Annotated in this window: 26 protein-coding genes; 12 read left to right on the top strand and 14 right to left on the bottom strand. The window is 69.1% G+C overall.

The window, feature by feature from the left end; all coding sequences use genetic code 11:
* The first annotated feature begins 22 nt into the window (after positions 1–22).
* A complete protein-coding gene (locus tag LXT21_RS33680; RefSeq protein ID WP_254042323.1) occupies positions 23–865 on the top strand; it encodes an alpha/beta fold hydrolase in 843 nt (280 codons plus the stop codon).
* Between the two features lie 24 nt (positions 866–889).
* Here LXT21_RS33680 and LXT21_RS33675 read toward each other — a convergent pair whose 3' ends face one another.
* Positions 890–1,672: a carbonic anhydrase gene (locus LXT21_RS33675; protein WP_254042322.1), complete on the bottom strand. Its 783-nt coding sequence runs from the start codon at positions 1,670–1,672 to the stop codon at positions 890–892.
* 408 nt (positions 1,673–2,080) lie between these two features.
* Between LXT21_RS33675 and LXT21_RS33670 the strand changes: the two genes are divergently transcribed.
* From LXT21_RS33670 to LXT21_RS33655, 4 genes are all read left to right on the top strand, one after another.
* Positions 2,081–2,632 carry a TetR/AcrR family transcriptional regulator gene (locus LXT21_RS33670; protein ID WP_254042321.1) on the top strand — a complete coding sequence of 184 codons (552 nt, stop codon included), beginning with the start codon at positions 2,081–2,083 and terminating at the stop codon, positions 2,630–2,632.
* Between the two features lie 133 nt (positions 2,633–2,765).
* Complete coding sequence (locus LXT21_RS33665; RefSeq protein ID WP_254042320.1) at positions 2,766–3,569, top strand: hypothetical protein; 804 nt, start codon at positions 2,766–2,768, stop codon at positions 3,567–3,569.
* A 47-nt stretch (positions 3,570–3,616) separates the two neighbouring features.
* Complete coding sequence (locus tag LXT21_RS33660) at positions 3,617–4,738, top strand: SGNH/GDSL hydrolase family protein (protein WP_254042319.1); 1,122 nt, start codon at positions 3,617–3,619, stop codon at positions 4,736–4,738.
* A gap of 171 nt (positions 4,739–4,909) precedes the next feature.
* On the top strand, positions 4,910–7,189 hold the full coding sequence (locus LXT21_RS33655; RefSeq protein WP_254042318.1) for a S41 family peptidase: 2,280 nt from the start codon (positions 4,910–4,912) through the stop codon (positions 7,187–7,189).
* 43 nt (positions 7,190–7,232) lie between these two features.
* Here the strand turns inward: LXT21_RS33655 and LXT21_RS33650 are convergent, their stop codons facing one another.
* The 3 genes from LXT21_RS33650 to LXT21_RS33640 all read right to left on the bottom strand — a co-directional run bounded on the left by LXT21_RS33650 (position 7,233) and on the right by LXT21_RS33640 (position 10,672).
* Positions 7,233–8,339, bottom strand: a complete 1,107-nt coding sequence (locus tag LXT21_RS33650; protein ID WP_254042317.1) for an acyltransferase family protein — start codon at positions 8,337–8,339, stop codon at positions 7,233–7,235.
* A gap of 190 nt (positions 8,340–8,529) precedes the next feature.
* Entirely contained in the window at positions 8,530–8,772 is a 243-nt protein-coding gene (locus tag LXT21_RS33645; RefSeq protein ID WP_254042316.1) for a hypothetical protein, read from the bottom strand.
* A gap of 76 nt (positions 8,773–8,848) precedes the next feature.
* Positions 8,849–10,672 (bottom strand): AMP-dependent synthetase/ligase, encoded by a 1,824-nt coding sequence (locus tag LXT21_RS33640; RefSeq protein WP_254042315.1) that lies wholly within the window; start codon positions 10,670–10,672, stop codon positions 8,849–8,851.
* 82 nt (positions 10,673–10,754) lie between these two features.
* On the opposite strand from LXT21_RS33640, the gene LXT21_RS33635 reads away from it, so the two are divergent.
* A complete protein-coding gene (locus LXT21_RS33635) occupies positions 10,755–11,498 on the top strand; it encodes an AraC family transcriptional regulator (protein WP_254042314.1) in 744 nt (247 codons plus the stop codon).
* Here LXT21_RS33635 and LXT21_RS33630 read toward each other — a convergent pair.
* From LXT21_RS33630 to LXT21_RS33620, 3 genes are all read right to left on the bottom strand, one after another.
* Positions 11,482–12,963, bottom strand: a complete 1,482-nt coding sequence (locus LXT21_RS33630) for a DUF2079 domain-containing protein (protein WP_254042313.1) — start codon at positions 12,961–12,963, stop codon at positions 11,482–11,484. The genes LXT21_RS33635 and LXT21_RS33630 overlap by 17 nt on opposite strands.
* Before the next feature lie 66 nt (positions 12,964–13,029).
* The gene (locus tag LXT21_RS33625) at positions 13,030–14,478 is read right to left on the bottom strand and encodes a chondroitinase-B domain-containing protein (RefSeq protein ID WP_254042312.1); all 1,449 of its coding nucleotides are present in this window, start codon (positions 14,476–14,478) and stop codon (positions 13,030–13,032) included.
* 30 nt (positions 14,479–14,508) lie between these two features.
* On the bottom strand, positions 14,509–15,483 hold the full coding sequence (locus LXT21_RS33620) for an alpha/beta hydrolase (protein WP_254042311.1): 975 nt from the start codon (positions 15,481–15,483) through the stop codon (positions 14,509–14,511).
* A 295-nt stretch (positions 15,484–15,778) separates the two neighbouring features.
* Between LXT21_RS33620 and LXT21_RS33615 the strand changes: the two genes are divergently transcribed.
* Positions 15,779–17,224 (top strand): condensation domain-containing protein, encoded by a 1,446-nt coding sequence (locus LXT21_RS33615; RefSeq protein WP_254042310.1) that lies wholly within the window; start codon positions 15,779–15,781, stop codon positions 17,222–17,224.
* 51 nt (positions 17,225–17,275) lie between these two features.
* Here LXT21_RS33615 and LXT21_RS33610 read toward each other — a convergent pair whose 3' ends face one another.
* Complete coding sequence (locus tag LXT21_RS33610) at positions 17,276–17,644, bottom strand: YciI family protein (RefSeq protein WP_254042309.1); 369 nt, start codon at positions 17,642–17,644, stop codon at positions 17,276–17,278.
* Between the two features lie 112 nt (positions 17,645–17,756).
* Between LXT21_RS33610 and LXT21_RS33605 the strand changes: the two genes are divergently transcribed.
* Positions 17,757–18,335, top strand: coding sequence for a DapH/DapD/GlmU-related protein (locus tag LXT21_RS33605; protein ID WP_254042308.1), 579 nt, complete (start codon positions 17,757–17,759; stop codon positions 18,333–18,335).
* Positions 18,336–18,368: 33 nt separating this feature from the next.
* Here LXT21_RS33605 and LXT21_RS33600 read toward each other — a convergent pair whose 3' ends face one another.
* Genes LXT21_RS33600 through LXT21_RS33585 form a run of 4 tightly spaced genes read right to left on the bottom strand, consistent with a single transcriptional unit; the run spans position 18,369 to position 20,220 of the window.
* Positions 18,369–18,554 carry a hypothetical protein gene (locus LXT21_RS33600; protein WP_254042307.1) on the bottom strand — a complete coding sequence of 62 codons (186 nt, stop codon included), beginning with the start codon at positions 18,552–18,554 and terminating at the stop codon, positions 18,369–18,371.
* Positions 18,555–18,593: 39 nt separating this feature from the next.
* Positions 18,594–18,989: a hypothetical protein gene (locus tag LXT21_RS33595; protein ID WP_254042306.1), complete on the bottom strand. Its 396-nt coding sequence runs from the start codon at positions 18,987–18,989 to the stop codon at positions 18,594–18,596.
* A gap of 42 nt (positions 18,990–19,031) precedes the next feature.
* Positions 19,032–19,715 (bottom strand): hypothetical protein, encoded by a 684-nt coding sequence (locus tag LXT21_RS33590; protein WP_254042305.1) that lies wholly within the window; start codon positions 19,713–19,715, stop codon positions 19,032–19,034.
* Positions 19,705–20,220 (bottom strand): Wall-associated protein precursor, encoded by a 516-nt coding sequence (locus LXT21_RS33585; RefSeq protein WP_254042304.1) that lies wholly within the window; start codon positions 20,218–20,220, stop codon positions 19,705–19,707. Before LXT21_RS33585 ends, LXT21_RS33590 begins: the two co-directional genes overlap by 11 nt.
* A 253-nt stretch (positions 20,221–20,473) precedes the next feature.
* Between LXT21_RS33585 and LXT21_RS33580 the strand changes: the two genes are divergently transcribed.
* Complete coding sequence (locus LXT21_RS33580; protein WP_254042303.1) at positions 20,474–20,734, top strand: hypothetical protein; 261 nt, start codon at positions 20,474–20,476, stop codon at positions 20,732–20,734.
* Positions 20,735–20,759: 25 nt separating this feature from the next.
* Here the strand turns inward: LXT21_RS33580 and LXT21_RS33575 are convergent, their stop codons facing one another.
* Positions 20,760–21,968 (bottom strand): M12 family metallopeptidase, encoded by a 1,209-nt coding sequence (locus tag LXT21_RS33575; RefSeq protein WP_254042302.1) that lies wholly within the window; start codon positions 21,966–21,968, stop codon positions 20,760–20,762.
* Between the two features lie 352 nt (positions 21,969–22,320).
* Between LXT21_RS33575 and LXT21_RS33570 the strand changes: the two genes are divergently transcribed.
* Positions 22,321–22,692, top strand: coding sequence for a hypothetical protein (locus LXT21_RS33570; protein WP_254042301.1), 372 nt, complete (start codon positions 22,321–22,323; stop codon positions 22,690–22,692).
* 532 nt (positions 22,693–23,224) lie between these two features.
* Positions 23,225–23,767 carry a hypothetical protein gene (locus LXT21_RS33565; RefSeq protein WP_254042300.1) on the top strand — a complete coding sequence of 181 codons (543 nt, stop codon included), beginning with the start codon at positions 23,225–23,227 and terminating at the stop codon, positions 23,765–23,767.
* 12 nt (positions 23,768–23,779) lie between these two features.
* Here LXT21_RS33565 and LXT21_RS33560 read toward each other — a convergent pair whose 3' ends face one another.
* A complete protein-coding gene (locus tag LXT21_RS33560) occupies positions 23,780–24,646 on the bottom strand; it encodes an aldo/keto reductase family oxidoreductase (RefSeq protein ID WP_254042299.1) in 867 nt (288 codons plus the stop codon).
* Between the two features lie 103 nt (positions 24,647–24,749).
* Between LXT21_RS33560 and LXT21_RS33555 the strand changes: the two genes are divergently transcribed.
* Positions 24,750–25,649: a LysR family transcriptional regulator gene (locus LXT21_RS33555; RefSeq protein WP_254042298.1), complete on the top strand. Its 900-nt coding sequence runs from the start codon at positions 24,750–24,752 to the stop codon at positions 25,647–25,649.
* Positions 25,650–26,032: the final 383 nt, after the last annotated feature.

The following is a 26,032-nucleotide window of genomic DNA, read 5'->3' as shown; positions in this document are numbered from 1 at the left end:
CGGGCCTTCCCCGGAGAACCCCATGCACAGATGCCTCACCGTCGTCGTGATGAGTCTGGCCTTGTCGAGCGGGTGTGCTTCCTCGTCACGCGCCGCCGCGCCCGTGGCCGAGGCGCCGTGCAGCGGGGCTCGGCTGGACATCGATGGCCACGGAATCTGGGTGAACAGCCAGGGCACAGGCAGCCCCGCGGTCGTGTTCGAGTCCGGCTTCGGGAATGACTCCTCCGTCTGGGCCTCGCTCGAGAAGCAGGTCCGTGAGAAGGGCTTCCGGACCTTCGTCTACGACAGGGCGGGGATGGGCAGGAGCACCCTCGACGCCTCGTCCGGATACAGCCTCGACAACGATGCTCGAATCCTGGGCACCGCGCTGGCGCGCTGCGGACTGGAGGGGCCCCTGGTGGTGGTGGGCCACTCGTACGGCGGCGCCATCGGCCTCGTGCTCGCGGAGACACACCGCAACGTCCAGGGCGTGGTGCTGCTGGACGCGGTGGTGCCGGGAGTGTGGCCGCCAGAGGAGGTGGAGAAGAATCTCATTGTCATGCGTGGCCAGTACGACGAAATCCGGAAGCAGGCGCCACAGCTGGCCCAGGTCGCCATCCCCTGGGCGGAGGCGATGCCGAAGACGGCCCAGCGGCTCGACGCCCTCGTGCTCCCCGAGTCGTTGCCCATCATCGACATCGTCGCGGCGAATGGACAGAACACCCCGGAGAGCACGGCGATATGGCGGGCGGCCCACGAGCGGTTCGCCGCCGCCTCGGCGAAGCGGACGTACATCCTCGCCGAGGGGAGCTCTCACAAGGTCATGAACGACAAGGAGCCGATGGTGCTGGAGGCCATCGCCACCCTGGTGGGCGGCGCCCGCTAGCCTCCCGCGCCCCAGGCGACGTCCTCAGTGCGCGGACTGGAGCCCCACGTCTCGGCCGTTCAACGGCTGCACGGGGCGGTTGTTCGGGTTGAGGTGCGGCAGTCGCTCGAAGGCGGCGATCTGCGAGTCGGACAGCTGGATGGGGTTCTTCATCACGAACCACTGGAGCCCCTCGCTGCACGGGGGCGTGGTGAGTGAGCCGGCGTAATGGAAGAACGCGCGGTTGAACGGCAGGAGCGCGCTGGCGTTGATGAGCGCGCCCACCGGCGTGCTCGTCTCACCCTCGTGGCGGGGCAGGTGGCGGAAGGCGGTGAAGAGCGCCGCGTTCACCAAGCCCTCCTCGATGAGCACGCCCACCACGACCTTCGGCGTCCCCGCCGCGTCGGTGTGCACCAGGTGCACCTCGAGCGGGTAGTGCTCGCCGTTCTGGGTGTGCTCGCTGGGGGTGTGGAAGTGGAACTGCGCCAGCTTGTACTCCTGGTGGCCCAGGCGCAGCGTGCTGCCCACGTCGTAGTTGAACTGCACCGTGTGGCCGTTGTTCACCATGCGCACCAGGCTGGTGCCATAGTGGAAGCTGGGCGCCTGCACGTTCGTGTGCGTGGACTCGGAGGTCGACAGCGCCACGGGGGATTGCTGGGCGCCCGTGGAACACTGCGCGCCGCCGGCGACCTCACCCCAGTGCTCGGGGTCCACGGTCTGCGCATAGCCCCAGTGCGCCTCCTCGGCGAGGGCGGGGGTGACGACGAACAACGAGGACAGCAACACGCCCCGAAGGGCGCGCACGGAGAGGGTGCGGTTGTATGACATGGGTGATGAGTCCTTGAAGGAAGACGCCAGGAGTGAGCCAGGCGCCACGACCTCAAAGCCAGGTGCTTTCGAATCCGAACGCCCGCGCCCGGCTTTGTGTCTGTCGTAGCGCTCGCGCCGATGTATTGCCGCAAAATCCGTCTAATGGGTACTGGTTTGTCTTCCTTGAAATAAAGCGAAATGAAACAATTCGTTGACAGAAATGCGCGGATGAATGGAGGTTCATGTTCTGCCATTGCGGTCGATACATGCGACAGGGGCAGGCGGGTTCCAGGCATGGCGACCCTGGGTCTCGAAACGCCCGGGTGACGGCGGCCCTCCGTGGGTGGAGGACCGCGCGCCGTTTCGTGGTTGAATGTGGAGGGCGCCCCCGCTTGTCGGGCGCGTCAGGGTGAGGAGACAGGTGTCGTGGAGCCAGTGAAGCCCTTGCGAGCGGACGGACGGCGCAACCGGGAGCGGATTGTCACAGCGGCCTCGGAGCTGGTCGCCCGGGATGGCGCGCAGGCGTCGCTCGAGGAGATTGCGCGGCGGGCGGGGGTGGGCTCGGCGACGCTGCACCGACACTTCCCGACGCGGCAGGCGCTGTTGGAGGTGGTGTTCCGGGAGGGGGTCGCGCAGCTGTGCGCGATGGCGTCCGCTCAGCCGGGCCGCAATCCCGCCGCGGAGCTGGCGGCCTGGCTGGAGGAGGTGACGGTGTACACCGCGACGCACCGCGGGCTCGCGGCCGCGCTGCTCGCGGGGCCGGAAGGGCTGGTACCCGAGGAGTTGTGCTGCACCGACATGCTGCTGGGGGTGCTGAGCGGGTTGGTGGCGCGAGCGTCCTCGGTGGGGGCGATTCACGCCAGCGCCACGGCGGAGGACCTGTTACGGCTGGCGAACGCCATCGCGGTCGCCAACGAGCAGGATGCCCCCACCGCGCGCCGGGTGCTGCGCCTGGCGCTGCTCGGCATCCGGCCGTGAGGCGCGACTCCGCTCCGACGGAATGATTGTCCAACAGGCCGTGGAACCCGAGCACTACACTCCGGGTCCCATGTCGACCCCTGCTGCAATCGCTGTGTACACGTCGGGTTCGGGGATTCCCGAGCACGTCTCCTTGCGGCCCTGGCGTGGTGTCTATCATCACTGGGATGGCTATCCCACGGGCCTCGGGCAATACCTCCTGGCGGCTGTCGAACGCGCCGGGGGCGATATCCAGGCCGTGGTGGGGCGGCTCATCGATGAATCCCCCTGGGGCTGGTCCACCTGCCTGGGTGGGAAGGACGGGGAGCGCAATCCGGAGGGGAACCCGGGCCCGCCCGTCTCACCGGAAGAGACCGGGAGCGTGGCGTACGTGTATGTCTTCGATGTGGACGCGCGGCGGCTCGACGCGTTCTCGACCTACGTGGGCGAGGACGGCAAGCGGTTCTGCTCCGTGCGCTTCTCACCCGAGGGCACGCCGGACCTCCCCGCGCTCGACCTCCTGCCGGAGGAGCGCGTCAGCGAACCGCCCCTGCCCGGCGAGACGCTCTCGGCCGAGGCGCTCCAGGCGTTCCTCGAGGGCCTGCCCAGGCTCGAGTTGGACTCGAAGCTCCTCCATTGGGTGTCCACCCAGGAGGACCCGGACCAGTGGCTCTCCATCGTCTTCCGGGTGGTCGTCTTCGAGGAGGACAAGGTCCGCGATGTGGTGGAGCGGGAATGGAGGCTCGTGCCTCCCTCCGCGCGACGGGAGCCCCAGCGGGTCCGGAACTTCCTCGAAGCGCTCGTCGACAGGATCGACGAGGAGCCGAGGATGTTCAATGCCTTCTGGATCCACGACCTCGACTCCCTGCGTCGCTCTGGGGCACGTCAACGTGAGACCTTCGTGCGAATCATGAGGGCGCACTGGGCGCGCGACTTCGGCTCCGGGGAATCGGCGTAGACTCCACCCCGCCCGTCCTCCTCGAACCGCATCGGAGTCCTCCGTCCATGCCCCGACTCAAGCTCGACAATCTCATCATCTTCGGCGACAGCATGTCGGACATCGGCAACAAGCATGACACCGGCCTTGGCACGTTCGCCAACGGCGTCAACCTCATGCAGGTGAACGAGCTGGGGCGCTTCAGTGACGGGCGGAACTGGACGGACTTCCTCTGGGAGTGGGCGGGCGGCCAGTCGATGATTCGGGGCGCGGACCCCTTCGACAAGAAGAAGACCGCCTACAGCGAGAGCATGGAGGCGACCAAGGTCCACCGCTCGCTCACCGTGGACTCGAATCAGGACTCGGGCTTCGGCCGTCCCATCACCTTCGTGAACTACGCCGAGGGTGGCGCGATGGGCGCCTCGGACCGGCCCGGCACGGGGCTGGGGACCTTCCGGCAGCAGGTGGACAAGTTCCACGCGCAGCGGGCCAAGTGTCCTCTCGTCGGGGAGACGCTGTTCATCATCTGGTTCGGCCTCAACGACCTGGTGACCAACAAGCGCGACCCGGGGACGATGAAGCAGGTGGTCCTCCACATGTTCGCGCTCATCCAGGAGCTGGAGCGGGCCATGCCGGGCAAGGCGCACTTCCTGCTCATCAACCTGCCGGACCCCGCGGACGCGGCATACTTCGCGAAGAAGAAGCTGGAGCCGACGACGTGGGGATTCACCAAGGGCGCCATGGGCTTCAACGCCGTGCTCGCCCAGTTCGCGTCCACCTATGAGGGGATGCGATTGGTGGACATGTATTCGTTCCTCAAGGGGCTCAATACCTCGCTGGCCGAGCATGGCCTGACGGCGGGAGCGCAGGGCAGCCGGCTCCCCGTGCGCTACCCCCACGTGGGTCCGCTCGCGCCACCGCCGCTCGTGTGGGGCCCGCCCGTTCCCCGGCTCCCGCCTCCTCCCTCCGACCCCGTCCGACTGGACCTCCTCCCGACCGGCGCCCGCACCTTCCAGCAGTACGCCCAACTGCCGCCGACGCCCGTGGCGACGAGCGACAAGAAGCACCCCACGGAGGCCGCCTACCGCGTCATGGCGCGGGAGATTGCCCGCAACATCTCGGCTCGGTTCGAGCTCGGTCAGCTCAGCAAGAGCCGTGAGTGCCGGGGCGTCGTGGTCGAAGCCGCCTGAGCCCGGCGCGAGAGGCGCGTGCGGACCCACGCGGTCCGCCGTGTCTGGCTCACCGCGGCGTGCATCGTCGCTCCTTCCGAGCACATCCTCCGCGCGGCCTCGGCTGCTCGCCTGTGCCTGGGAGCCGCTCTAGAGTCCGCGGGCGCTGGATGACACACGAGGAGGACTTGCATGCGGCACCATGACCTGGGCTCGAAGCTGGCACTGTGTCTGGCGGTTCTCCTGGCCTCGGGGGCGATGGCCGCGCAAGCCCCAGCGGAGCCGGAGGAGGCGCAGCAGCGGCTCCAGCGGCTCACCGCGCTGGGCGAACTCTGGGGGCAGGTGCGCTACCGCCACCCGTGGATGTTGTCGCGGCGCATCGACTGGGACGCGGCCTTCCTGTCGGCGGTGCCGAAGGTGGAGGCGGCCTCCAGCGACGAGGCCTTCGCGGAGGCCATCCAGTCGATGCTCGGCGCGCTCGAGGACCCCGCCACCCGCGTGAAGAGCGCGCGCCCGCCCGCCGCGCTGGCCCCTCCGACACTCCGGCCCCTGTTGGGCGTGGAGAAGGACGTGGTCGTCCTGGACCTGCGCAACCTCACCACGCCCGAAGGCCCACAGACCTTCTGGAGTCTGGGTGAGAAGCTCTGGGGCCCCGTGGGCAAGGCGCGCGCCGCCGTCGTCGACATGCGCGGGCGGGGCTTCGACGAGGCGGCGGCCTGGAGCGTCTCCAACGCGGTGGACTGGATGCTGCCCCTCTTCATCGACGGCGAGCTGGCCGTGCCGGGCACGCGCTCCTCGCTCCACGGCGGCTACAAGGCCCAGACGGGCATGGACTCGCCCTACACCACGGCCTTCAACCAGGACGTCAGCTCGGTGGTGGAGGGCCACGCCGGCAAGAAGTTCGCGCGCGTCGTCTTCCTCCTGGATTCGCAGAGCGTCGTCTCGCCGAAGGTGCTGGCGCTGCGCGCCGCGGGGCGCGCGCTCTTCGTGGGCGAGGGCCCCGTGGCGAACGCGCTGCTCGTGGACACGCAGGACGTGCCGCTGGGCAGCACGCTCGTCGCCACCGTCCGCACCAGTGAGACGGTGTTGCCCCTGGGGCTCGACGCGGAGGTGCCGGCGCGAGCGGACCTGTCCGCCCCGGACGTGGCCTACACGCGCGCGATGGCGCTGGCCAACGCGAAGTCCAAGCCCAAGGGCCCGAGCGCTCCGGCGCGCCCCGAGGCCCAGTGGCGTCCGGACAACGCCTACGCGGAGGCCCCGTACCCCTCGCGCGAGCTGCGCCTCCTGGCGGCCGTGCGGCTGTGGAACGTGGTGGAGCTCTTCTTCCCCTATCGCCACCTGATGGACGCGGACTGGGGCCAGGCGCTCCCCGGGATGCTGAAGCGCTTCGAGGCCGCCCAGGACGCGAAGGAGTATGCGCTCGAGGTGGCGAAGGCCGCCCGGGAGCTGCGGGACGGGCACGTCTCGCTCAGCGGCCATCCCGCGTTCAAGGAGCTGTGGGGTGGCATCGCCGCGCCCGTCGAGGCGCGAGACATCGACGGGAAGGTGGTCATCACGTCGTTGACCAACGCCTCGCTCGCGCAGGGGCTCCAGGTGGGGGACGTCATCGAGAAGGTGGACGCGGAGCCCATCGACGAGCGCATCCGCCGCATCGACGCCATCCACCAGGCCTCCACCGAGGCGGCGACCCGCCTGTTCCACATCTACCTGGCGCTCTCGGGGCCTCCGGACTCGGAGGTGACCTTCACGGTGCTCGGAGAGAAGGGGCGTCGGGAGGTGAAGGTGAAGCGGCCCGCCGCGTTCTCCCGGCCGGAGCGTCCCCATGAGCCCTTCAAGCTGATGGAGGGCAACGTCGCCCTCGTGAACCTCTCGCAGCTGGGGGCCGACGAGGTGCCGGAGGTCATGAAGAAGGTCCAGGACACCCGGGCCGTGGTGTTCGACCTGCGAGGCTATCCCCGAGGCACCGCGGGCATGCTGGCGCCGTACCTCAACGTGAAGCGCGCCAAGACCTGGTCCCGCTTCGAGGTGCCTGTCGTCGCGGGCGCCACGTTGGTGAATGGCCGGATGGCCCTGACGCAGGAGCTGCCCACCGCGGACGTGCCGGTGTACCGGGGCCGCACCGTGGCGCTCATCGACGAGCGCGCCGTGAGCCAGGCCGAGCACCTGGGGCTGATGCTGGAGGTCACCAGTGGGGTGACCTTCGTCGGGAGCCCCACCGCGGGCGCCAACGGGAACATGACGTACGCGGTGCTGCCCGGTGGCATCTGGATGAGCTTCACCGGGATGGACACCCGGCACGCGGACGGCGGTCAGCTCCAGCGCAAGGGGCTCACGCCGCACGTGGCGGTGCGCCCCTCGCTCGCGGGCGTGCGCGCGGGCCGGGACGAGGTGCTGGAGCGGGCGCTGCGGTTGCTCCAGGAGACGCCTCGGCCCGCCGCCGCGCCCATGTCCCGCCCCGTGCAGCGTCCATAGTCGAGCCGAGGGAGCCCTTCCGTTGCATGGAAGGGCCCCCGGGCTAACGGACGGCGGGCACCGGCGTGGGCTCGCGGGAGAGCCGTGCCTCCAGGCGTGTGCGCCACTTCAGCGCGGGGCGCTCCACGCCGTGGTGCAGCGCGAGCGACGCCAGCAGCACCGCCACCGCGCCCGCCAGCAGCGTGAGCGGGTGGAAGGCGTCCAGGCCATAGGGCTCCAGCGCGACGCGTGCCCCGGCCTGCAGGGCCTTGTGGGTGAGGTACACGGTGAAGCTCAGCAGCGCGAAGGTCTTCACGCCGGGGATGCGGGCGCACACGCGGGACGCGATGGGACTCGCCATGGCCACGAGCAGCGCCGCGTAGCCCAGCGACGTCAGGGGGAACGCGAGCATCGTGTGGGCGAGGTAGCGGAAGTGCTCCTCGTTCAGCCAGAACACGACGCCCAGGCACCCAAGGCCCACCCCCGCCAGGAGCCCGGCGCGTGCTCCTCGGGTCCAGCGCTCCCAGGCCTCGGGGCGGAAGACGCGCAGCGCCGCGAGCATCGCGCCACACAGGAGCCCGTCGAGGCGCGCGTACGTCGGGTAGTACAGCAGCGTGTCGTAGCCGCGCCACGCGTCGTCCTCCGGCCCGAGCATCGAGAAGTGCCGCTGCCACAGCCAGGCCCGCAGGAGCATGCCGCCGAGCATCAACCCCGCAGCGCCCACGAGCAGGTGTGCGGCCCGGACGCGTCCGCGCAGCGCGAGCACGGTGAGCGGGAGCACCAGGTAGAAGTGCTCCTCCACGCACAGCGACCACGCGTGGGAGAAGCCATTGAGGCGCAGCCCGAAGTTCTGCGTGAAGGTGAGGAAGCGCCACGCGGGCGTCTCCACCGGACGCTCGCCCCACGCGGGGACGAAGAGGTACAGCGCCAGCACGATGAGGTAGGGCGGGAGGATGCGCAGCGAGCGCCGCAGGTAGAAGCGCTTCAGGGACGGCGTCTCGCCGCGCGACACCGGCTCCAGGAGCTGCGAGCCGATGAGGAAGCCGCTCAGCACGAAGAACAGCTCCACGCCTGTCCAACCGAAGTTGGCGAGCATCCCGTAGGCCTCGTGTCCCTCGGGGCGTGGGTAGTGGAAGAGGACGACGATGAAGATGGCCAGGCACCGGAGCATGTCCAGGCCGGCCAGGTGGCGCGGTTCGGTGGTGTTCAGCGGAGTCGACCTTCAGCGGAGGGGAGGCCCGACTCTAGATTTTTCGAGGTGGGATTTCCACCCACGTTTGACTACTGAAATCCCCGCCTGGCCCGTTGATTCCGTTTCCCTGGGGCGGGACGGAATCAACGGTGCCGGTGCGTCGCGAAGGCTAGTAGCAGAGCCACTTGTTGAAGGGCGGGCGCTGACACTCGCACTCACCCAGGTTGCCGTCGGACCAGGTGCACGAGTTGAACGCTCCGGGGCGACAGAAGGTCCCGACGAGCGCCTCACAGCTTCCGGCCAGCTCCGACGACGACTGCTCGGTGGCCTCGGGCGCCATCGTCTCACCTGCCTCCACGCCCCCACAGGCTGTCAGTCCGAACGCCACCGCGATTGCCAGGATTGCTCGCATGACCATCTCCAGTTGATTCGCGCGGAATGCGCGAAATGCATGGATAGATTAGGCGAACCCTGGCGGGTTGACGACGCTAGGCCCCGTACATCGACTCGATGAGCGCCGAGTGTTGGCGCGTGACGGCGTGACGTTTGACCTTCAGTGACGCGGTGAGCTCGCCGCCATCCACGGTGAACGGGCCGGGTGAGACGCGGAAGGTCTTGATGCGCTCGAAGGACGCGAGGCCCGTGTTCGTCTCCTCGACCAGGCCCTTCAGGATGTCGTGGATTCGCGGGTGCGAGGGGTCGGCGGGGATGCCCTCGCGCCGTGCCACCACGGCGAGTATCTCCGGGTCGAGCGCGAACAGGGCCGTGCAGTAGTTGCGTCCGTCGCCCAGCACGACGGCCTCCTGGACCAACGGGTGTCGCTTGAGCTGGGCCTCGATTTTCAACGGCGCCACGTACTTCCCGCCGCTCGTCTTGAGCAGCTCTTTCTTGCGGCCCGTCACCCGGACGAAACCCTCCGCGTCGATGGAGGCGAGGTCTCCGGTCCTGAACCACCCGTCGTCATCGAACGCCTCCGCCGTGGCCTCCGGACGGTTCAGGTAGCCGCGCGAGATGTTCGGCCCGCGCGCGAGCAGCTCGCCATCGGCGTCCACCTTGAGCTCGCAGCGCGAGAACGCGCGCCCCACCGTCCCCGGACGCACGTCCTCCCTGGGGTTGATGGTCAGCCCGGGACACGTCTCCGTCAGCCCGTAGGCCTCCAGGACCGTGAGCCCGAGCGAGAGGAAGAACAGCTGCACGTCGACGCGGAGCGCGGCGGCGCCCGACAGGAGCACGGAGGCGTGGTCCAGGCCCAGGCGCGCGCGCAGCTTCGCCAGCACCAGCCGGTCCGCCAGGGCCCGCTGCGCCTCCAGCCACACAGGGCGCGCCTTGCCGTGAGTCGCGGCGCGACGTCCCACGCCCAGGGCCCAGTCCAGCATCCAGCGGCGCAAGCCCTTCTCGCCCTCGATGGCGCTCATGACCTTCGCCATCATCTTCTCGAAGACGCGTGGAGCGGCGGGGAAGAAGCCCGGGCGCGAGGCGACGAGGTCCGCGGCCAGCGTGGGCACCGACGACATCACCAGCGGCGCGCCGAAGAAGGGGCCCGCGAACTCCACCATGCGCCCGAAGGAGTGCGCGGCGGGGAGGAAGAGGAACAGGCCGTGCTCGAGCACGTTGTCATCCAGGAGCCGCGCGGCGCCGACGTCCTCGAGCATCGCCAGCATGTTGTCGTGGGTTTGAATCACCGCCTTCGGCGCGCCGGTGGTCCCCGAGGTGTACGTGAAGGTCGCGACGTGCTCGCGTCGAATCAGCGAGGCCCTGCGTCGCACCTCGTCCTCCAGCTCCGCCCGTCGGGCGCGTCCCCGGGCCTCCAGCGTCTCCAGGCTCTCCCAGTCGTCGGCGGGAGCCAGCCCGCCTGGATGGATGACCACCACCCTGGCGCGGACGGGGAGCGCGTCGGGTGCGTAGTGCCGGTCGAAGAAGGTGAAGCCCGCGCGGAAGGCGCGCACCTTGTCGAGCTGGCTCGCGTCGTCCACGACGATGAGCTGCGCGGCGGTGTCCACGTGCATGTAGCCCACCTCCTCGGGGAGCAGGCTCGCGTAGACGGGCACCGTCTTGAGGCCGACGCGCAGGGCCGCGAAGTCGACGAGACACGACGCCATCGAGGTGTTGCCGACGATGGTGATGCACGCGCCGTCGTCCACCGCGCCCGCGCTCAACAACCCCGCCGCGAGGGCCTCGATGCGCGGGAGCAGCTCCGACCAGCGGAGGTCGACATAGGTGTCGTCATGTTTTACGCGGAACGCGACGCGATGCGGCGACGTGTTCGCCCGGTCGAGAATCATCTGGGGGAGGGACGGGTGGGCAGCGGCCATGGGGCCTCCTCGGAGCGGAGCGGGCAGGTGAGCGACGTGCTTCACCGGGCCACGCTAGGTGCGGCGCCAGGAGCCGGCTTGTATGATTCTGCAGATGCGGAGCCACTTGTTGCTGGGCGGAGGTCGAGCGCTCTACGTCGGCCGCTTCCAGGAGCTGCCCCGGCATCGGTTCGCCGCCAACGCCGTGCTCGTGGGATTGGATGATGCGTTCGAGCTCGTCGCGGGGGACGGCCGTGTCGGGCAGCACGAGGCCGCCTTCGTGCCGGGGTGGCAATGGCACGCGCTCGACTTCCAGGGTGGGCGCGCCGCGGTGTTGTTCCTGGAGCCCGGCGTGAGGCTGCGCCATCAGGTCGACGCGAGCGCGGTGCGCGCGGCCGTGGAGACCGCCCTCGGTGCGCGACACCTCGAGCCCTGGACGGAGCTCTTCCAGGAGGCGCTGCATCTGGGGCCCTGTCCGCGGGAGGTCGACGCACGCATCGCGCGGGTCGCCGCGTGGCTCTCCGCTCCCACGGGTGAGGAGGCGCCCTCGGACGCGGTGAGGCTGGCGCAGCGGGTGGGGGCCTCGACTTCGCTCGTCGAGCACCGGTTCAGCGAGCAGGTCGGCGTCCCGATGGGGGCGTTTCGCGCCTGGCACCGGATGCAGGCGGCCGCGGCGCTCGCGCTCCGGGGGCGGAGCCTCACCGAGGTCGCCCACGCCGCGGGCTTCTACGACTCGGCGCACTTCTCCCGGCTGTTCCGAGGGATGTTCGGTCTGCCGCCCTCGAAGGTCTTCACCCACGGCCTCGAGGGGACCTATTTCGAGACGCGCGTCAGCGGTGCGCCGTGAAGCGCCCTCTCGCCATGAAGACGTGCTCGTCGTCGATGAGGACCTCGGTGGCCGCGTCCTTCCGCCACACGTCGATGAGCTCCCGCACCCGCTCGGGCGTGAGAGGCCAGACGTCGCCGTGGGGAGGCTTCTCCACGAGCACCCATTCGTGGACGCGCCCCTCGTCGGGCTGGGGGCCACCCACGGCGTAGATGTCGTCGCGGTCCGCCAGCGGCGCGACGAGGTTGCTGCCGAGCAGCGCCGAGCCCTCGCGGTGCTGGGTGAGCAGCGCCATGCCCCGAGCGAGGCTCGCCAGTCGCTCCGGCGTCGCGGGGCAGTGGCGCGGAGAGGTCTGCGGGGCGGTGAGGGTGCTCGTGAGCTTGCGGAGGTTCGGCTCGTTGCTGGCGAGGAGGAGGACGCCGGTGGAGGCGAGGACCCACGCGGGCAGTCTCCGGGCGCGCAGGACGGGCAGGAAGCCCATGAGGGCCGCGGCGACGAGCGACACGCCGTAGTGGAACCGCCAGGACATGCCGAGGAAGCGGATGCCCAGCATCGGCAGGAGCACCAGCAGCCAGGCCCCGTCTGGCCTCACCCGCTCGCGCCAGGCCCAGAGTCCCAGCGGAACGAACAGCAGCACCAGGGTGCCCATGCGTGACAGGTGGGGCGGCGCCAGCCGGAGCGAGAGGTAGTGCCACCAGCCACCCTCCATGCCCTGTCCCAGCCGGAAGCCGTAGTCCACGGTGGGGCCCAGGAGCCAGGGGCGCAGCCCGTAGACACCCGCGAGCCAGGCCAGTGACAGCGCGCCCACGCCGGCCGCGAGGCGCCGCTCGCCCCGCAGGAGCAGCGCGAGCGTCAACATGATGCCGCCGAACGCGAACTCCTCCTTGCAGGAGAACAGGAGGACCAGCGAGGCGAGCAGCAGCCCCGGGCGGCGCAGATGGAAGGCCACGCCCGTCAGCACCCAGGGCAGCATGGACCACGTGGTGGGGTGGGCGGGGTACTTCAGGGCCTCCACCACGCTGGGGCTCATGAGGAGGAGCGCCGCGAGCAGGACGAGGGCACGGCGGCTCAGCAGTCCCTTCGCGTGGAGCCAGAGCAGGGGCGCCACGGTGAGCAGCACGAAGAGGGCCTCCACGAGCAGCGCGGCCCACATCGGCGGGATGAGCCGCGCCAGCGGATGCGCCACCCAGAGGATGGGGTCGAAGTGGTCATTGAAGATGAAGACCTGGCGCGCGCTGATCCACGGGTTGGGGTTGGACAACGACAGACGCGCTACCGCCTGGGTATAGATGCCCAGGTCGAAGTTCGGGAAACAGGCCCGCGCGGCCTGAAGCCAGACAGGGGCGACGACGAGCACCAACCAGAGGAGGACCACGAGCGGCAGCGCGAGCGGTGCCAGTCGACTCGGTGGGCGCCCGGCGCCCGGCTCAGGTGTGGAGGTGGCCATGGTGGCGGTGTCGAAGGTGTGCTGGCCCGGGGCGGGCATGGGCTCCGCGACGTCCAGCCCGTCGAGTTCGGCCCCGTGAAGTTGACGGTCCCGCGGAGACCTCCGCTAACGCAGCCGGCGACGCAGGCTCAACGGCAGCAGCAGCACCAGGAGCAGCGGCCACAGGCCCGGGCTGGCGCCGCAACCGCCGCTGTCCTTCTCCGTGTCGGGGGTGCCCGTGCCAGGACCCGCATCCGGGGGCGTGCCCGCGTCCGTCACGCCGCCGCCCGCGTCCGGGGTGCCGCCGCCCGCGTCCGGAGTCCCGCCGCCCGCGTCGGGAGTGCCCGCGTCGGGCTGCTCCGTGACGGGCGCGCAGTTGCCCAGCGAGTGCTCCAGCGCTCCCAGCGTGTAGGACCCGGAGGTGGGCCGGGGCCGCTGGCAGAAGTCATCGGTGACGGAGGTCCGGGGAGCGGCGGCGCCCACCAGCTGCGTCACCGGGCCCTTGAGCGTCAGGTCGCCCTTGACCGGCGCCACGTACCAGGACGTCCACGTGCCCGTGGCCACGTTCGTCAGGTTCGTCCCCGCGGTGAAGCTGCCCGAGTCGCGGCTCCGGATGACGGACGACAGCACGTTGCCGTGGGCCTCTCCGGTGGAGGACGCGAAGCGGAAGTCCACGCCCGTCGTGCCGATGAAGGTGTTGAACAACACCTGCGTGCGCGCGGCCCGGTTCAGGTAGACGGCGACATCCGAGCAGTTGGCGACGATGTTGTTGCGGATGATGCCATCCGAGTGCTCGGGGTCACACGGCACCGTCGCGTCGAAGGCCGGCGCACAGAACGCCGCGCCCGTTCCTCCGCCGCCGAAGGACAGGCCGATTCGCGTGTCCGAGGCGGGCTGGTCCCGGACGCACAGGACGCGGTTGCGCTCGAAGAGCCCCCGCTTGCCGCCGCTCTTCATGAAGGCGCCGTAGGAGATGCCTCCCTGCCTGGCGAAGTCGTGCACCTCGTTGTCGCGCACCACCCAGTCGTCCCCCGTGTCGATGTTGATCTTGTTGACGGGCGTCCCCGTGACGCGCGGGCGGGTGTCGTAGATGTCGTTGCGCTCGATGAGCCCGCGGTGCGGCATCTCGAAGACGCCGCTGGCGTTCTTCGTCGCGTTGACCTTGAGCTGGGAGTTGAAGTCGCGCACGCGGCTGTTGCGCAACACGAAGCCCTCCGCGTGGCCGGTGACGTGGAAGGCGTGCTCGCAGTCCTGGTCCCGGGCGCAGATGCCCTCGAGGGTGAGCCCGTCGAAGACCCAGGCGCGCCCAGAGACCTTGAAGCCCTCGGTGGCGTTGAAGCGGATGAGCGCCGCATGTCGGTGGGCCGCGCGCACGGTGATGGGCTGGGCGTCGGTGCCCTCCGCGGCGCAGTTCAGGTTCGCGTTCACCGTGTAGGTTCCATCCGCGAGCACGATGTCATCGCCCGCCTTCGCGGAGGACAGCGCGGCTTGGAGCTCCGCCACGGTGGTCACGTTCTTCGTGGCGGCGGCGCCCGACAGCGGCAGGAGGAGGACGACGAGGGGGAGGGGTCTCATCCAGGGACTCCGAGCGAGGGGGCTTCGAGTCTACCGCGTCACGGGCAGGGCCGTGTCACGCGCGAACATCCGGGCGAGCCACGAGTCCCGCGCCGCGATGCAGGCCTGGGCCAGCGCCGACTGCGGAGCGATGTCGTAGAAGCCGTGGAAGGCGCCGCCCCAGACGTGCAGCTCGCACTCGCCTCCCGCCGCCAGAATCCTGCTCGCATACGTGACGGCCTCATCCCGGAACGTCTCCGCGCCGCCCACGTCGATGAAGGTGGGCGGCAGCCGGCCCAGGTCCGAGGCCCGCGCGGGCGCGCAATAGGGAGAGACCTCCGGTCCGCCGAGCCGCTCTCCCAGCACCGCGCGCCACGCCGTCAGGTTGCTGGTCCGGTCCCAGACGCCGACGCCTTCGTAGCGATGCGCGGAGCCCGTCTCGTTGCGGTCATCCAGCATGGGACATTGCAGCAGCTGCCCCAGCAGCCGGGGCCCCTGCCTGTCCCGGGCGAGCAGGGTGGTGCCCGCCGCGAGCCCGCCACCGCCGCTGCCGCCGAAGATGACGAGCTGGTTGGGATTGAAGCGCAGCCGCTCCGCGTTCGCCGCCATCCACTCCAGGCCCGCGTAGCAGTCCTCCACCAGCGTGGGTGCGGGATGCTCGGGCGCCCGTCGGTATTCGACGCTCACGCAGACGGCGTCATGGCGCAGCGCCCAGTCCACCAGGGGCCTGGCTCCCGCGAAGCGGGTCCCCATCACCATGCCGCCACCGTGGATGTGGAAGACGGCGGGCCCCGCCACCGAGTGGCCCTTCCGGGAGATGACGGAGACGACGATGTCGTCCCCTTGATAGCCGGGGATGGTGTGGTCGACGCAGTCCACCTGCGCGTCCCCGATGAGCGCCTCCCGCGTCACGTGGCTCAGCTGGCGGAAGTGCTCGAGCTGCTCCAGCGTCATCTTCAAGGGGACATACCCGGCGAGCGGGGCGAGGAGCGGGGCCAGCTGTGGGTCGAAGTCGGGATGAGTCATGCGTGCTGCATACACCGAACCGCCCGTGGAAAGCCCGTAGCCCCGTCACCCGGTCCAAGTGGAAATTGCTCCACACTGAGGCTGCCCGGTGGTGGGGCTCCCCCGCATCCCGGGGCAATGGCAGACGGCGACTTCGCTCCCGCGTCGCCCCCAACTGGATGCATCCGACACTGGTTTGAAGAGAGCTTGTCCAAGCTGGGAGGCAACCACAGCCTATGCGCGCAGAGCTCACTGCTCGCGAACCCATGTCAGCGCTGTGCTGAACACGCGAAAGACCACGGAAAGGACTTCCTCCATGCATCAGCTCCCTCTCGAGAAGGCGGGCTTCCACGCCGGGCACGTCCACGAATGGCGGCTTCGCCCCGCCGCGAACACCCTCACCTCGCTCTCGGCTGGCGACAGGCCCGCCTCCTTCAACCAGGAGAAGCACTTCGCGGGCGCGGTGTCCGCCCGGCAGGAGCACGTCTCGGAGAACTATTGGATTGGCCTGTCCTTCCGCATCCCCGGCGAGCTGGACCTGCCCGCGCTGGAGGCCGCGCTCCTGCACTTCGTGAAGCGTCACGAGGTGCTGCGCTGCGGCTTCGAGCAGCTCGTCGCCGGAGACCTGCGCTGCGACGTGATGACGCCCGCGGAGGTCCGGCTGGAGCGCACCGACATCGGTCACTTCGCGACAGGCGAGGCCGTGACGGCCCACATCGAGAACACGTTCAACCGGGACATCGACACGCTGTCGTGGCCGTTGTTCTTGATGGGCGTGGTGGTGGAGGCGTCGCAGGCCACCGTCTACATGGGGTTCGACCACATCCTGTGTGACGGCCTCTCCCTGGTGTACGCGGTCGAGGACGTGCAGCGCGACTACGCCGCCCTGTCCGAGGGGCTGACCCCGGCGCCCCATCCGGCGGGGAGCTATCTCGACTTCGGGGATGTGCAGCGCCACCGGTACTCCAAGCTGACCGCGGACAGCGCGGAGCTGGACTACTGGCGCGCGTTCATCGCGGACGCGGGGGACTTGTTCCCGCACATCCCGCTCGAGCTGGGCATCGAATCCGGTCGCATGTACCCGGCCGTCAACAACACCGTGCGGTTGCTCGACGACGCGGGGGCCCAGGCGTTCGAGCGCGTCTGTCAGCAGCGCGGCACGAAGCTGTTCATCGGCATGCTGGCCGTCGTCGGCATGGCCCTGCGGGACATCTCCGGCAGTCAGGTGTACCGGGGGTTCATGCCCATCGCGGAACGCAAGGACCCCCGCTGGCGCAAGTCCTTCGGTTGGTTCGTCAACACGCTGGCCATCCGCTTCCCCATCGCCGATGGGATGAAGTTCCCGGAGGTCGTCGAAGGGGTGCAGGCGGGCTTCGAGCAGCTGTTGCGCAACGTCGACGTGCCCTTCGTGAAGGTCTGGGAGCTGCTCGCGCCGCAGTACTTCCACCTGCGGACGTGGCCGTTCCCGGTCAACTTCTTCTCCTTCCTCGACTACCGGAAGCTCCCCGGCGCGGACATGCTCCACACCTGGCAGCCGAAGACGATTCCCGAGTCCTCGCACTCCAACACGGGGAACATGTGGTTCCTCCGCAACGCGGACGGGCTCTACCTCCACTCCATCATCTGCGACGTGCCTCAGAGCGTGGACGCGTTCGGCCGCTACCACGCCGCCATCGTCTCCACGCTGGAGGAGCTCATCAGCGGCTCCGTCCGAGGGGGCGTCACGCCCCGGGGAAGCGGTCAGCCCTCCGCCACGCTCTAGCGGCGAGTGGGCGCGCTCAGCGGGTGGCGGTGATGTCCGAGGGGAGGGGCTTCAGCCCGGCTCCTCCTCGTAGCAGACGCCGACTTCACGCAGCTCGACGGTGGACCACTCGGCCGCGGGACATCGGCTGGCGATGGCGAGCGCCTCGTCCCGGCTGGCGCAGTCGAAGAGGACATAGCCTCCGACGACCTCCTTGGATTCGGCGAAGGGGCCATCGCGCAAGGTGCGTTGTTGGTCGCGCACCTCGATTCGGACGCCTTCGGAGACGGACCGGAGAGAGTCGCTGCCCTTCCAGAGTCCGCGCGCCTGGAGGTCCTGGACGAAGCCGATCATCCGCTCCATCTCGCGGCGCCCTTCCTCCGGCGTCCGGCTCCGCTTGCGCTGGCTGTCCTCCATGACCAACAGCATGTACGTCATCATCGACTCCGTTCGTGGGGGCCCGCAGCGTCCTCCATCCGCCTGTCGGGCCGAAGCATTTCCTTCCGCTCGGGAGCGCTGGACTCGGGCGTGGGGGGGGCGCAAGGCTCGTGGGATGCCCCTCGACAACCTCCTGCGCATCCACGACCCCGAGTCTCTCGCGAGAGGGGAGCGGGTCTTCAGCCCCGAGTTCGCGGCGATGAGCCAGCGGGTGCTGCGCGTCACCGAGCTGACGTCGCGCCTCAACGTCCTGCCGTTCGAGGACGAGGCGGGCAAGGCGGCGCTGTTCGAGAAGATTCTCGGGAGGCCGCTCCCCAAGCGGGTCACCCTCTATCCGCCCTTCTACACGGACCATGGGCTGCGGCTGGAGCTCGCTGAGCGCGTGTTCATCAACCAGGGCTGCACGTTCCTCGACTACGCCGGCATCCGGTTGGGCGAAGGGGTGATGGTGGGCCCGAAGGTCACCTTCATCACCGTCAGCCACCCCGTCGACCCGGGAGACCGGCGGCTGTTCCTCACGGGCGCGCCCATCGAGGTGGCCGAGAACGCGTGGATTGGCGCGGGGGCGATGATCCTGCCCGGGGTCCGAATCGGCCGGGACGCGGTGGTCGCGGCCGGCGCCATCGTCGCCGACGACGTGCCGGACGCGAGCCTGGTGACGGGCGAGAAGGCCACGGTCCGCCGACGGTGGTGATGCCAGGGGCGGAGGTTCGACCCCGGCCCGCGCCTACTTCGCGGCTTCGGGTTGGAGGGCGAGCCATGCGCGCCACGCCTCGGCGGTCTCGTGCTGCTCGCCGGAGAGCCGCCGCAACACTCGCATCGCGGCGTCGCGATTGATGGGCTGCTGGAGCGCGGACATCGCCACCAGCGACTCCCCCAGTTGCCGGATGAGTCCCGCACGCTGCGCCGTCAACGTGTCCGCCGTCAGGTCCTCCAGCAGGCACGACAGCAGTTACACCGACTTGTTGCGGTCCGTCGTGGTGGGCAGCGACACCGCGTCCACCACCGGGGCCAGGTCCATCACGGGCTGGGACGCGGCCTCCTGCGTGGCGGTCAGCGCGCGCTGCGGCAGCGACACCGCCGCGTCCAGCTGGCCCGCGAGCGAGGCGCAGCCCGCGGAGCGGTAGAAGGACTCGGCGCGCTCCGCCGCGTCCGTCTCCACCTCGGCGGAGGCCTTGAATCCCTCGGCGCACGCGTCGAACGCCAGGGACTCGTAGGCCTGATTCGCCTGGGCCGACAGCTGTTGCGCCGTGGCCCCTTGCCTGGGTTCGGGGGCTCCGGTCCCGCCCGTGGAATGGGCACAGCCCGCGTTGAACGCAACCACGCCCAGCGTCATCAGCCATGGCATGGTGAGGCCTTTCCAGCCCGGGGGCAGGCTCCCGCGGGGAGTCTAACCGCCCGTGGCCTGGGTGAAGCGTCGCAGCGGATCCCAGACATAGCGCTCGGTGGGGGTGAGGCTCACGTGGGTCAGCCCGTGCTCGGTGACCAGGCGCGCGAAGCGCTCGGAGACCACCCGGACACCGGGGAGGCCGCGAGGCTCGAAGACGTCGTCGCCGTTCCAGCTCTCCGGCTCCAGGGTGAAGCCGTTGATGCCGTCCGTCCCCACGGCGCGGCAGGTGTCACAGGTGAAAGGCCCGGGCCGGAGGATGTGGCTGTGGGCCTCGTCCACCCGGGCCGAGCCGAAGGTCGCGGTGACGGCGAGGTAGCGGGGCAGGGGGGTGTCCTTGCCCTTGGAGGCGCCTTTCGCCGGTCGGACGCGGAGGACCTCCACCGGCTCGAAGCCCTTCAGGCCCGTGAGCCCCGCCGCGCGGAAGGCGTCCGCGAAGCGCTCGGAGATGATGACGTCCGAGCCCACGCCGCTGGACGGGATGAAGTCACCAGGGGCGTCTCCCAGCAGCTTCAGCTCGACGCGGTGGGGCGCGCGCCACGTCCGCATGCCGATGAAGCCCCCGCACGCCGGGCACGTCGGCGCATCGCCCCGCTCCTGGTCCTCGACCGTGGACAGCTCCGTGTCGTGAGGCGAGCCCCGTTGGCTCGTGAGGACGAAGAAGGCCGGTGCCGCGTCAGAACCCATGGGGGAATCGCTCCTTCAGGTCCTTTCGATCATAGACGTCATGCAGGTACTTCTCGAACTGCTTCGTGGTGGCCTGGGGGTTGCGTTGGAGCCACTCGACGACCTCGTCATCCACCTTGCGATGCCAGTCCTGATAGCCGCGGTGGGCGGGGAGGTCGACGGCCGTCGCGACGAAGCGGGAGTCGCGGCCCTTGTACTTCCCCTTCAGGACCGGGTGCTTGTCCAACTCGCGGGCAATCTTGTTGGAGATGATGTGGTGGACCTGCCCCGTGGGCTTCGCCTTCTGGGCCTCCGCCTCCTCGCGGGCCTGCTTCTCCTCGGCCTTCTTCAGCTCCCGGGCCTGCTTCTCCTGGTCCTTCTCCAGCTCCTTGGCCAGCTTCGGGTTGGATTTGCGCAAGGCCTTGCAGGCGGATTCTTTCCCCTGCCTGCAGTCGCACGCGTCGCGGGCTTCCCCTGGAGCACAGCGCGCGGCGGAGAGCATGATGATGAGCAGCGTCGTCAGCACGGCATGTTTCCTTTCCCCTCGTGACGGGTGGGCCTGTCGAGAGCGCGCCTCCCGTCCGTCGCGGGAAAGACTGCCATGCCCACCGTGTGGGTGTCATCACCCAGGAGACGGGGGTCAGAAGTGTGTGTGCTGTCATCCGGGACACCCCGGCGGGTGCTGTCACGATGGCGGGGTCGCCCAACCTGGATCTGTCTGGGTTCGGCGGATAGGCTTCAGCCCGTCATGGTCGGCGCATGGCGAGGTTCATCAAGACATGGGAGCCCTCGTGAAGAGCAAGCTGATGGTCGCGACGCTGTGTCTCAGCACCCTGTTCAGTGCCTCGCCTGTCGAAGCCAATGAAGCGGTGACCCGGCCCATCCGGGACTGGACCGGGAGTGGGACCGTCGACTTCTACGACGTCTTGTATTACAATGTCTTCATGTTCGACCCCATGCTGGGGTACAACGAATGGCCCCGGGATTTGACGGGCGGCTATGCGTACAGCGCCTCGAACTGCGCGGCCTGCCACAACTGAGGAGGGCAGGCCGGCAGGGGGCGACTCACTCGAAGGTGATGATGAACTGCTCCCACGCGCCCACGGCGGTGCGGTCGATGTTCACGATGTCGCCGCCGCCGAACTCGGCCACCATGTAGTAGGTGGTGAGCAGGCCGCCAATCTCCAGGGCCACGGAGTCCCCGGTGTTGATGGGGGTCAGGATGTTTCCGGAGCGCTTGGTGATGCGGAAGGACTCCCACTCGCCGGGCGCCGTGGGGGTGGCGTTCGTCCTCGAGCCGCCGCCATTCAGGGCCTGGATGTAGTTGCCGTTGTGCGTCTGCAGGTAGACGGTGTCGCCGGACATCAGCGAGTCACCGTTGCGGTCCATCAGCCGGAGCCGCTCCCACTCGCCCACGGCGGTGCGGTTGGCGTTCACCGTGCCGCCGCCGCCGTTCTCGGCCACCACATAATTGCCGTTCGAGGCGCGCAGGCTGATGGTCCGCGAGTACATCCGTGCCACGGAGGCCGCGTCCGTGATGCTCAACGCGTCGCGCTGGCCAATGGCCTGTCCGCCCAGGGGCTCGATGGTGGGCAGCCCGTTCCTCGAGAACGCCGTCCTCGAATAGTGCATGATGGAGCCATAGTCGTAGCCCAGGATGTCGTCGCCGTCGGCGATCTGCTGGTTGAAGTTGCCCTCATAGCCGGGCGTGACGTTCTCCATCCGGACGACCACGTAATTGTTGCGGTCTTCGCGCGACTGCTCGTGCCAGAGGCCCAGGGCATGCCCGATTTCATGGATGGTGTTGCCCGTGCTGCACTCGTTGGCCAGCCATACCCCTTGCGCTCCTCCGATTCGCCCGACGTGGGCGCTGCACCCCGTGCTGGTCTGGAAGCGGATGTAGTCCGGATACAGCGCCGCGTTGAGCGCGGTGCGCAGCACGAAGCGCAGATGGGTCCGGGCCTGCCAGTGATTGATGGCGTCCGTGATGCGCCCCTGGTTCGGCACGTTCGCGTCGATGGTGTAGGGCACCAGGTAGTTGGGCCAGCGGAAGTTGGCCCCGGTGATGCCCACGCCCTGGGCGTGGACCCCCGAGCCGTCGAGACCTCCCTGGGCCGCGACCTTCTGGCGGCGGGTCTCCATCTCCTCCACCGTGCCGAGCACCATGTCTCCCTCGAAGAGGGCCAGGCCCTCCACCTCGGCATACTTCACCGGCGTGAGCTTGCCACCCGGGGTCCAGGCGTAGCCCTCCCGAAGGGGGGACTCGGCCGGCACTCGGGCCTGCTCCGGATCGACGCCGGGACGCGACTGCAAAGTTTCATCACCGCAAGCGGCGAGAAACAGACACGAAACGAACAGCCCTGCCAGGACAGGCTTCGAATGGCTTCGCATGGTTGATGCCCCCTTTTTGCGCACCCTTTGGATGTGCGGCGGGACTCATACCATTTGTGAAGTGTTGTTCAATATGCCTTTGAGTGCGATTCGCGGGGGTGAGCCCGCACCCTGGGGAAGAAAGAGCGGCTCGCGCGTTTGCCTGTCTGGAAAAGCAAAGGCTCTTTTCCGGGGCTCCGCGTCCATCCTGGGTGTGGAAATTCCAATCGCAATCGACAGCAGAGGGAGTCAAACCATGAAGCGAGCGTCCATCGTTTTTCCGGCGGTGATGGTGGCGGTCGGGTTCGCCAATACGGCCCTGGCGGCGCCCATCACCGTGAACGGTTACGTCTGCGCGGCGACGTACACCCGGCAACCCAATCTCACGTATGGCCAGGGTTATGTGGTCGTGCAGGTGAACACCGGGGCGAACTGCACGGGGAGCTTCGTCGGCAACTACTACTACCTGGGCGCGAGCGCCTCCTCCGCGGGCTACCAGTACAGCGAGGCCGAGCGTCTGGGGCTGTTCGAGCGCGCCACCCAGGCGGCGACGCAGGGCACCCGCGTCACGCTGTATGTGGAGGGGGCCGGCATCGGCATCCTCGACACGACCTACCGCGGCAACTGACGTCGGACGGGCCCTGTCTTCCTCGCGCGAGTCCTGGCGTGCTGGAGAGGGGCGCCTCCACCTTCACGCTGTCGCCGATTCAAATCGGGTGAGGCGCCTGGGCGCGGACCCCCTCGGTGAAGCCAACCGAGAGGGTCCCTGCTCATGACAGGCGAGACTCACCCTTCTCCATGACATGTGGAGCAGGCGATGTTCCGACTGTAGATGGTGGTGCCGCCTGGCGTGGTGGGCCAGGCGGGATCCGTCCCGACCCGGCGAATCCAGATCTCATATCGCCACATGTCATACATGTCGATGTTCCCGTCCCCGGTCCAGTCTTGGATGGGCCAGAGGACTGTCTCGTTCGCCATCGCTCGAGGCACGGCGAGTATGGAAGCAATACCCACAGCGGCAACGACAAGATGCATCTTCATGATGGGAGACCCCGCTCGTGAATACAAAACAGGCCCATCAAGAATAACTGGAAAATCAATTTAAGCAACCAGGGGCGCTCCGCACCCGTGCGTCACGAACCTCGGTTTAGGATGAGGGGATGGGCAACCACGTCACGAGCCGACTCGAACCCGGCGCCCCGGACCTGCGCATGAGCAACGGGCTCACGTCCGTGTTCTTCGACGTGCTGTCGCTCGCGGCGAGCCATCACGCGCGCACGCCCTGGGAGCTTCGGTTGGCCCAATGGCTGGTGGAGCACGACCAGGAGCGTTGTGGGCTCGGCGTGGTGGGCTTTGACGTCTCGGAGCTGGGCTGGGTGCTGGAGTCCTTCGAGGCGCAGCGGCGCTTCCTGCTTGAGCTCGTCGACGCGGCGCTCGCGAAGGAGGGCTGGGAGCGGCTGCCCTTCCAACCGCTGGAGTCCTCTCTCTTCCCCGCGCTGCTGTGGTTCCGGGCGCGGGTGGAGCGCTTGCCCCGAGGGGACATCCCGGTGGAGGAGGGCACCTGGATTCCCGAGGACCCGCCGACCTGGGGCCTCTGCGAGGTGCACCGCGTCCACCTGCACGCGCTCGGTTGCATCCTCTGCAACGACGCGCCCCTGGATGCGCCGCCCACGCAGGCGCCCCACAGGACCTCCTCCTCCTAGGACGCGCCGGGGTCAGGTCCGCTCGGTGAGGCGGTTCAAGAGGTCCAGGTCCTCGGCGCTCAAGGAGAGCGAGGCGCTCGCGAGGTTCTCCTGGAGGTGGGCGGGGGACGACGTGCCGGGGATGAGCAGGATGTTGGGGGCGCGGTGCAGCAGCCACGCCAGGGCGACCTGCATCGGCGTCGCGCCCAGCCGCGTGGCCACGTCGTCGAGCGTGCTCGACTGCAGCGGGGTGAAGCCGCCCAGCGGGAAGAACGGCACGTAGGCCGTCCCCGTGGCGGCGAGCTGGTCGATGAGCGCGTCGTCCTGTCGGTGCGCCAGGTTGTAGTGGTTCTGCACGCAGACGATGTCGACGAGCTTGCGGCCCTCGGCGACCTGCGTCGGGGTGACATTGCTCAAGCCGATGTGGCGGATGAGTCCGCGCCGCTGGAGCTCCGCGAGCGCGGTGAGGGGCGCCTCGAGGGAGCCCTCCGCCGGGCCCTCGGCGCTGAACATGGCCCGGAGGTTCACGACCTCCAGCACGTCGAGCCCGAGGTTGCGCAGGTTGTCGTGGACCGAGCGCTCCAGGTCCGCGGGGGAGGACGCGGGCTCCCAGGAGCCTTGGGGGCCACGCACCGCGCCCACCTTCGTGGCGATGACCAGCCCGTCGCGGTACGGGTGCAGCGCCTCGCGGATGAGCTCATTGGTCACGTGCGGGCCGTAGATGTCGCTGGTGTCGAGGTGGTCGACGCCCTGGTCGATGGCCTCTCTCAGCACGGCGAGGGCGGCCTCGCGGTCCCTGGGCGGACCGAAGACGCCGGGACCGGCGAGCTGCATGGCGCCGTAACCCACGCGGCGGACCGTGTGGGAGCCGAGGCGATACGTGTTGGAGCTGGGAGGCATGGCGGAGGCCCTGGGGCTGGAGGTTCGCCCTTTCTCTAGGGCCGCCACCGCTGCGCGACAATCGGTGGCAATGGGTACGGGCTGTGCGAGAATCCGCACAGTCATGGATGAGTTCGCGGACCTGACAGCGTTCAGGGCGGTCGCTCGCGAGGGCGGATTCCGCGTCGCGGCGCGGGCGACGGGCAGCAGCGCGTCCCGGCTGGGAGACGCGGTCCGTCGGCTGGAGGCCCGGTTGGGTGTCCGGTTGCTCCAGCGGACGACGCGCAGCGTGACGCTGACCGAGGCGGGGGCCCGGTTGCTCGAGCGGCTCGAGCCCGCGCTCAGCGAGGTCCGCTCGGCGTTGGACGTGGTCAACGACTTCCGCGGCCGACCGGCGGGGCGTCTGCGGCTCAACGTCCCCATCGCGGCGGCGCGGCTGGTGCTGCCGCGCATCGTGCCGCCGTTCCTGGCGAAGTACCCCGACATCTGTCTGGAGGTCATCGCCGAGGAGCGCCTGGTCGACGTGGTGGCCGAGGGCTACGACGCGGGCATCCGCTACGAGGAGCGGCTCGCGCAGGACATGGTGGCGGTGCCCATCGGTCCGCGCGTCCAGCGCTTCGCTGCCGCGGCTTCGCCCGGATACCTGTCGCGCCGTGGGCGCCCGCGACATCCGCGCGAGCTGCTGAATCATGACTGCCTGGGAGGGCGCTTCACGAAGGGGCCGCTGCACGCGTGGGAGTTCGAGCGCGACGGGGTGACACTCCACGTCGACCCGAAGGGCCCGCTGATCACCGGTCTCGGGACGACGACGGACCTGGCGGTGGCGGCCGCCGTCGCGGGGACCGGAATCATCTACGACTTCGAGGACTGGCTTCGTCCTTCTATCGACCGGGGCGAGCTGGTCCCCGTGCTCGAGTCCTGGTGGCCGAGCTTCTCCGGGCCGGTTCTCTACTATCCCGGCCGTCACCACCTCCCGACGCCGCTGCGTGCGTTCATCGACTTCGTCCGGTCGATGAAGACCTGAGTGTGCGTCTCGGTGGGTCGCCTCTCGGGGCCGGGGTGACCCCAGGCGGGAAGCCTCAACCGAGGATGGGGAATCCACTCTCCCGCAAATCGTGCGCGGATGCGCGTGTTTGACATTGGCGTGACGCAGGCGGGCGCAAAACCTGCGTTGAGAGTGTCTGTGCTCAGGTGCTTTGTAGTGTGCATATTCTCAAAGTCGGATTGTCCGGGACTGCTCGCCCCTCCTGTCTGACAGGGCAGAAATTCATCTGGTATTGCGCGAGTTGCGAGCGTAGAGAGAGATCGCCCAGCGGCGGAGTCATGGGTTGTTGTATCCGTTGCCCGGGCATATCGGTCGCAAGGTATCTCGCTGATTCACATGGATGCGTGGGCGCATGCCTGGTG

It is taken from the genome of Myxococcus guangdongensis, assembly GCF_024198255.1.
In the GTDB taxonomy this organism is placed as follows: domain Bacteria; phylum Myxococcota; class Myxococcia; order Myxococcales; family Myxococcaceae; genus Myxococcus; species Myxococcus guangdongensis.
Note: the sequence above shows the minus strand (reverse complement) of the source record. Positions and strands in the feature narration are given on the sequence as shown.

What these genes read in the sequence shown, in the direction of transcription:
- LXT21_RS33680 (WP_254042323.1), top strand. Translation starts at nt 23, where the DNA reads ATGCACAGATGCCTCACCGTCGTCGTGATGAGTCTGGCCTTGTCGAGC.
- LXT21_RS33675 (WP_254042322.1), bottom strand. Translation starts at nt 1,672, where the DNA reads ATGTCATACAACCGCACCCTCTCCGTGCGCGCCCTTCGGGGCGTGTTG.
- LXT21_RS33660 (WP_254042319.1), top strand. Translation starts at nt 3,617, where the DNA reads ATGCCCCGACTCAAGCTCGACAATCTCATCATCTTCGGCGACAGCATG.
- LXT21_RS33655 (WP_254042318.1), top strand. Translation starts at nt 4,910, where the DNA reads ATGCGGCACCATGACCTGGGCTCGAAGCTGGCACTGTGTCTGGCGGTT.
- LXT21_RS33650 (WP_254042317.1), bottom strand. Translation starts at nt 8,339, where the DNA reads ATGCTCCGGTGCCTGGCCATCTTCATCGTCGTCCTCTTCCACTACCCA.
- LXT21_RS33645 (WP_254042316.1), bottom strand. Translation starts at nt 8,772, where the DNA reads ATGCGAGCAATCCTGGCAATCGCGGTGGCGTTCGGACTGACAGCCTGT.
- LXT21_RS33640 (WP_254042315.1), bottom strand. Translation starts at nt 10,672, where the DNA reads ATGGCCGCTGCCCACCCGTCCCTCCCCCAGATGATTCTCGACCGGGCG.
- LXT21_RS33635 (WP_254042314.1), top strand. Translation starts at nt 10,755, where the DNA reads ATGATTCTGCAGATGCGGAGCCACTTGTTGCTGGGCGGAGGTCGAGCG.
- LXT21_RS33630 (WP_254042313.1), bottom strand. Translation starts at nt 12,963, where the DNA reads ATGCCCGCCCCGGGCCAGCACACCTTCGACACCGCCACCATGGCCACC.
- LXT21_RS33625 (WP_254042312.1), bottom strand. Translation starts at nt 14,478, where the DNA reads ATGAGACCCCTCCCCCTCGTCGTCCTCCTCCTGCCGCTGTCGGGCGCC.
- LXT21_RS33620 (WP_254042311.1), bottom strand. Translation starts at nt 15,483, where the DNA reads ATGACTCATCCCGACTTCGACCCACAGCTGGCCCCGCTCCTCGCCCCG.
- LXT21_RS33615 (WP_254042310.1), top strand. Translation starts at nt 15,779, where the DNA reads ATGCATCAGCTCCCTCTCGAGAAGGCGGGCTTCCACGCCGGGCACGTC.
- LXT21_RS33610 (WP_254042309.1), bottom strand. Translation starts at nt 17,644, where the DNA reads ATGATGACGTACATGCTGTTGGTCATGGAGGACAGCCAGCGCAAGCGG.
- LXT21_RS33605 (WP_254042308.1), top strand. Translation starts at nt 17,757, where the DNA reads ATGCCCCTCGACAACCTCCTGCGCATCCACGACCCCGAGTCTCTCGCG.
- LXT21_RS33595 (WP_254042306.1), bottom strand. Translation starts at nt 18,989, where the DNA reads ATGCCATGGCTGATGACGCTGGGCGTGGTTGCGTTCAACGCGGGCTGT.
- LXT21_RS33590 (WP_254042305.1), bottom strand. Translation starts at nt 19,715, where the DNA reads ATGGGTTCTGACGCGGCACCGGCCTTCTTCGTCCTCACGAGCCAACGG.
- LXT21_RS33580 (WP_254042303.1), top strand. Translation starts at nt 20,474, where the DNA reads ATGGGAGCCCTCGTGAAGAGCAAGCTGATGGTCGCGACGCTGTGTCTC.
- LXT21_RS33570 (WP_254042301.1), top strand. Translation starts at nt 22,321, where the DNA reads ATGAAGCGAGCGTCCATCGTTTTTCCGGCGGTGATGGTGGCGGTCGGG.
- LXT21_RS33565 (WP_254042300.1), top strand. Translation starts at nt 23,225, where the DNA reads ATGGGCAACCACGTCACGAGCCGACTCGAACCCGGCGCCCCGGACCTG.
- LXT21_RS33560 (WP_254042299.1), bottom strand. Translation starts at nt 24,646, where the DNA reads ATGCCTCCCAGCTCCAACACGTATCGCCTCGGCTCCCACACGGTCCGC.
- LXT21_RS33555 (WP_254042298.1), top strand. Translation starts at nt 24,750, where the DNA reads ATGGATGAGTTCGCGGACCTGACAGCGTTCAGGGCGGTCGCTCGCGAG.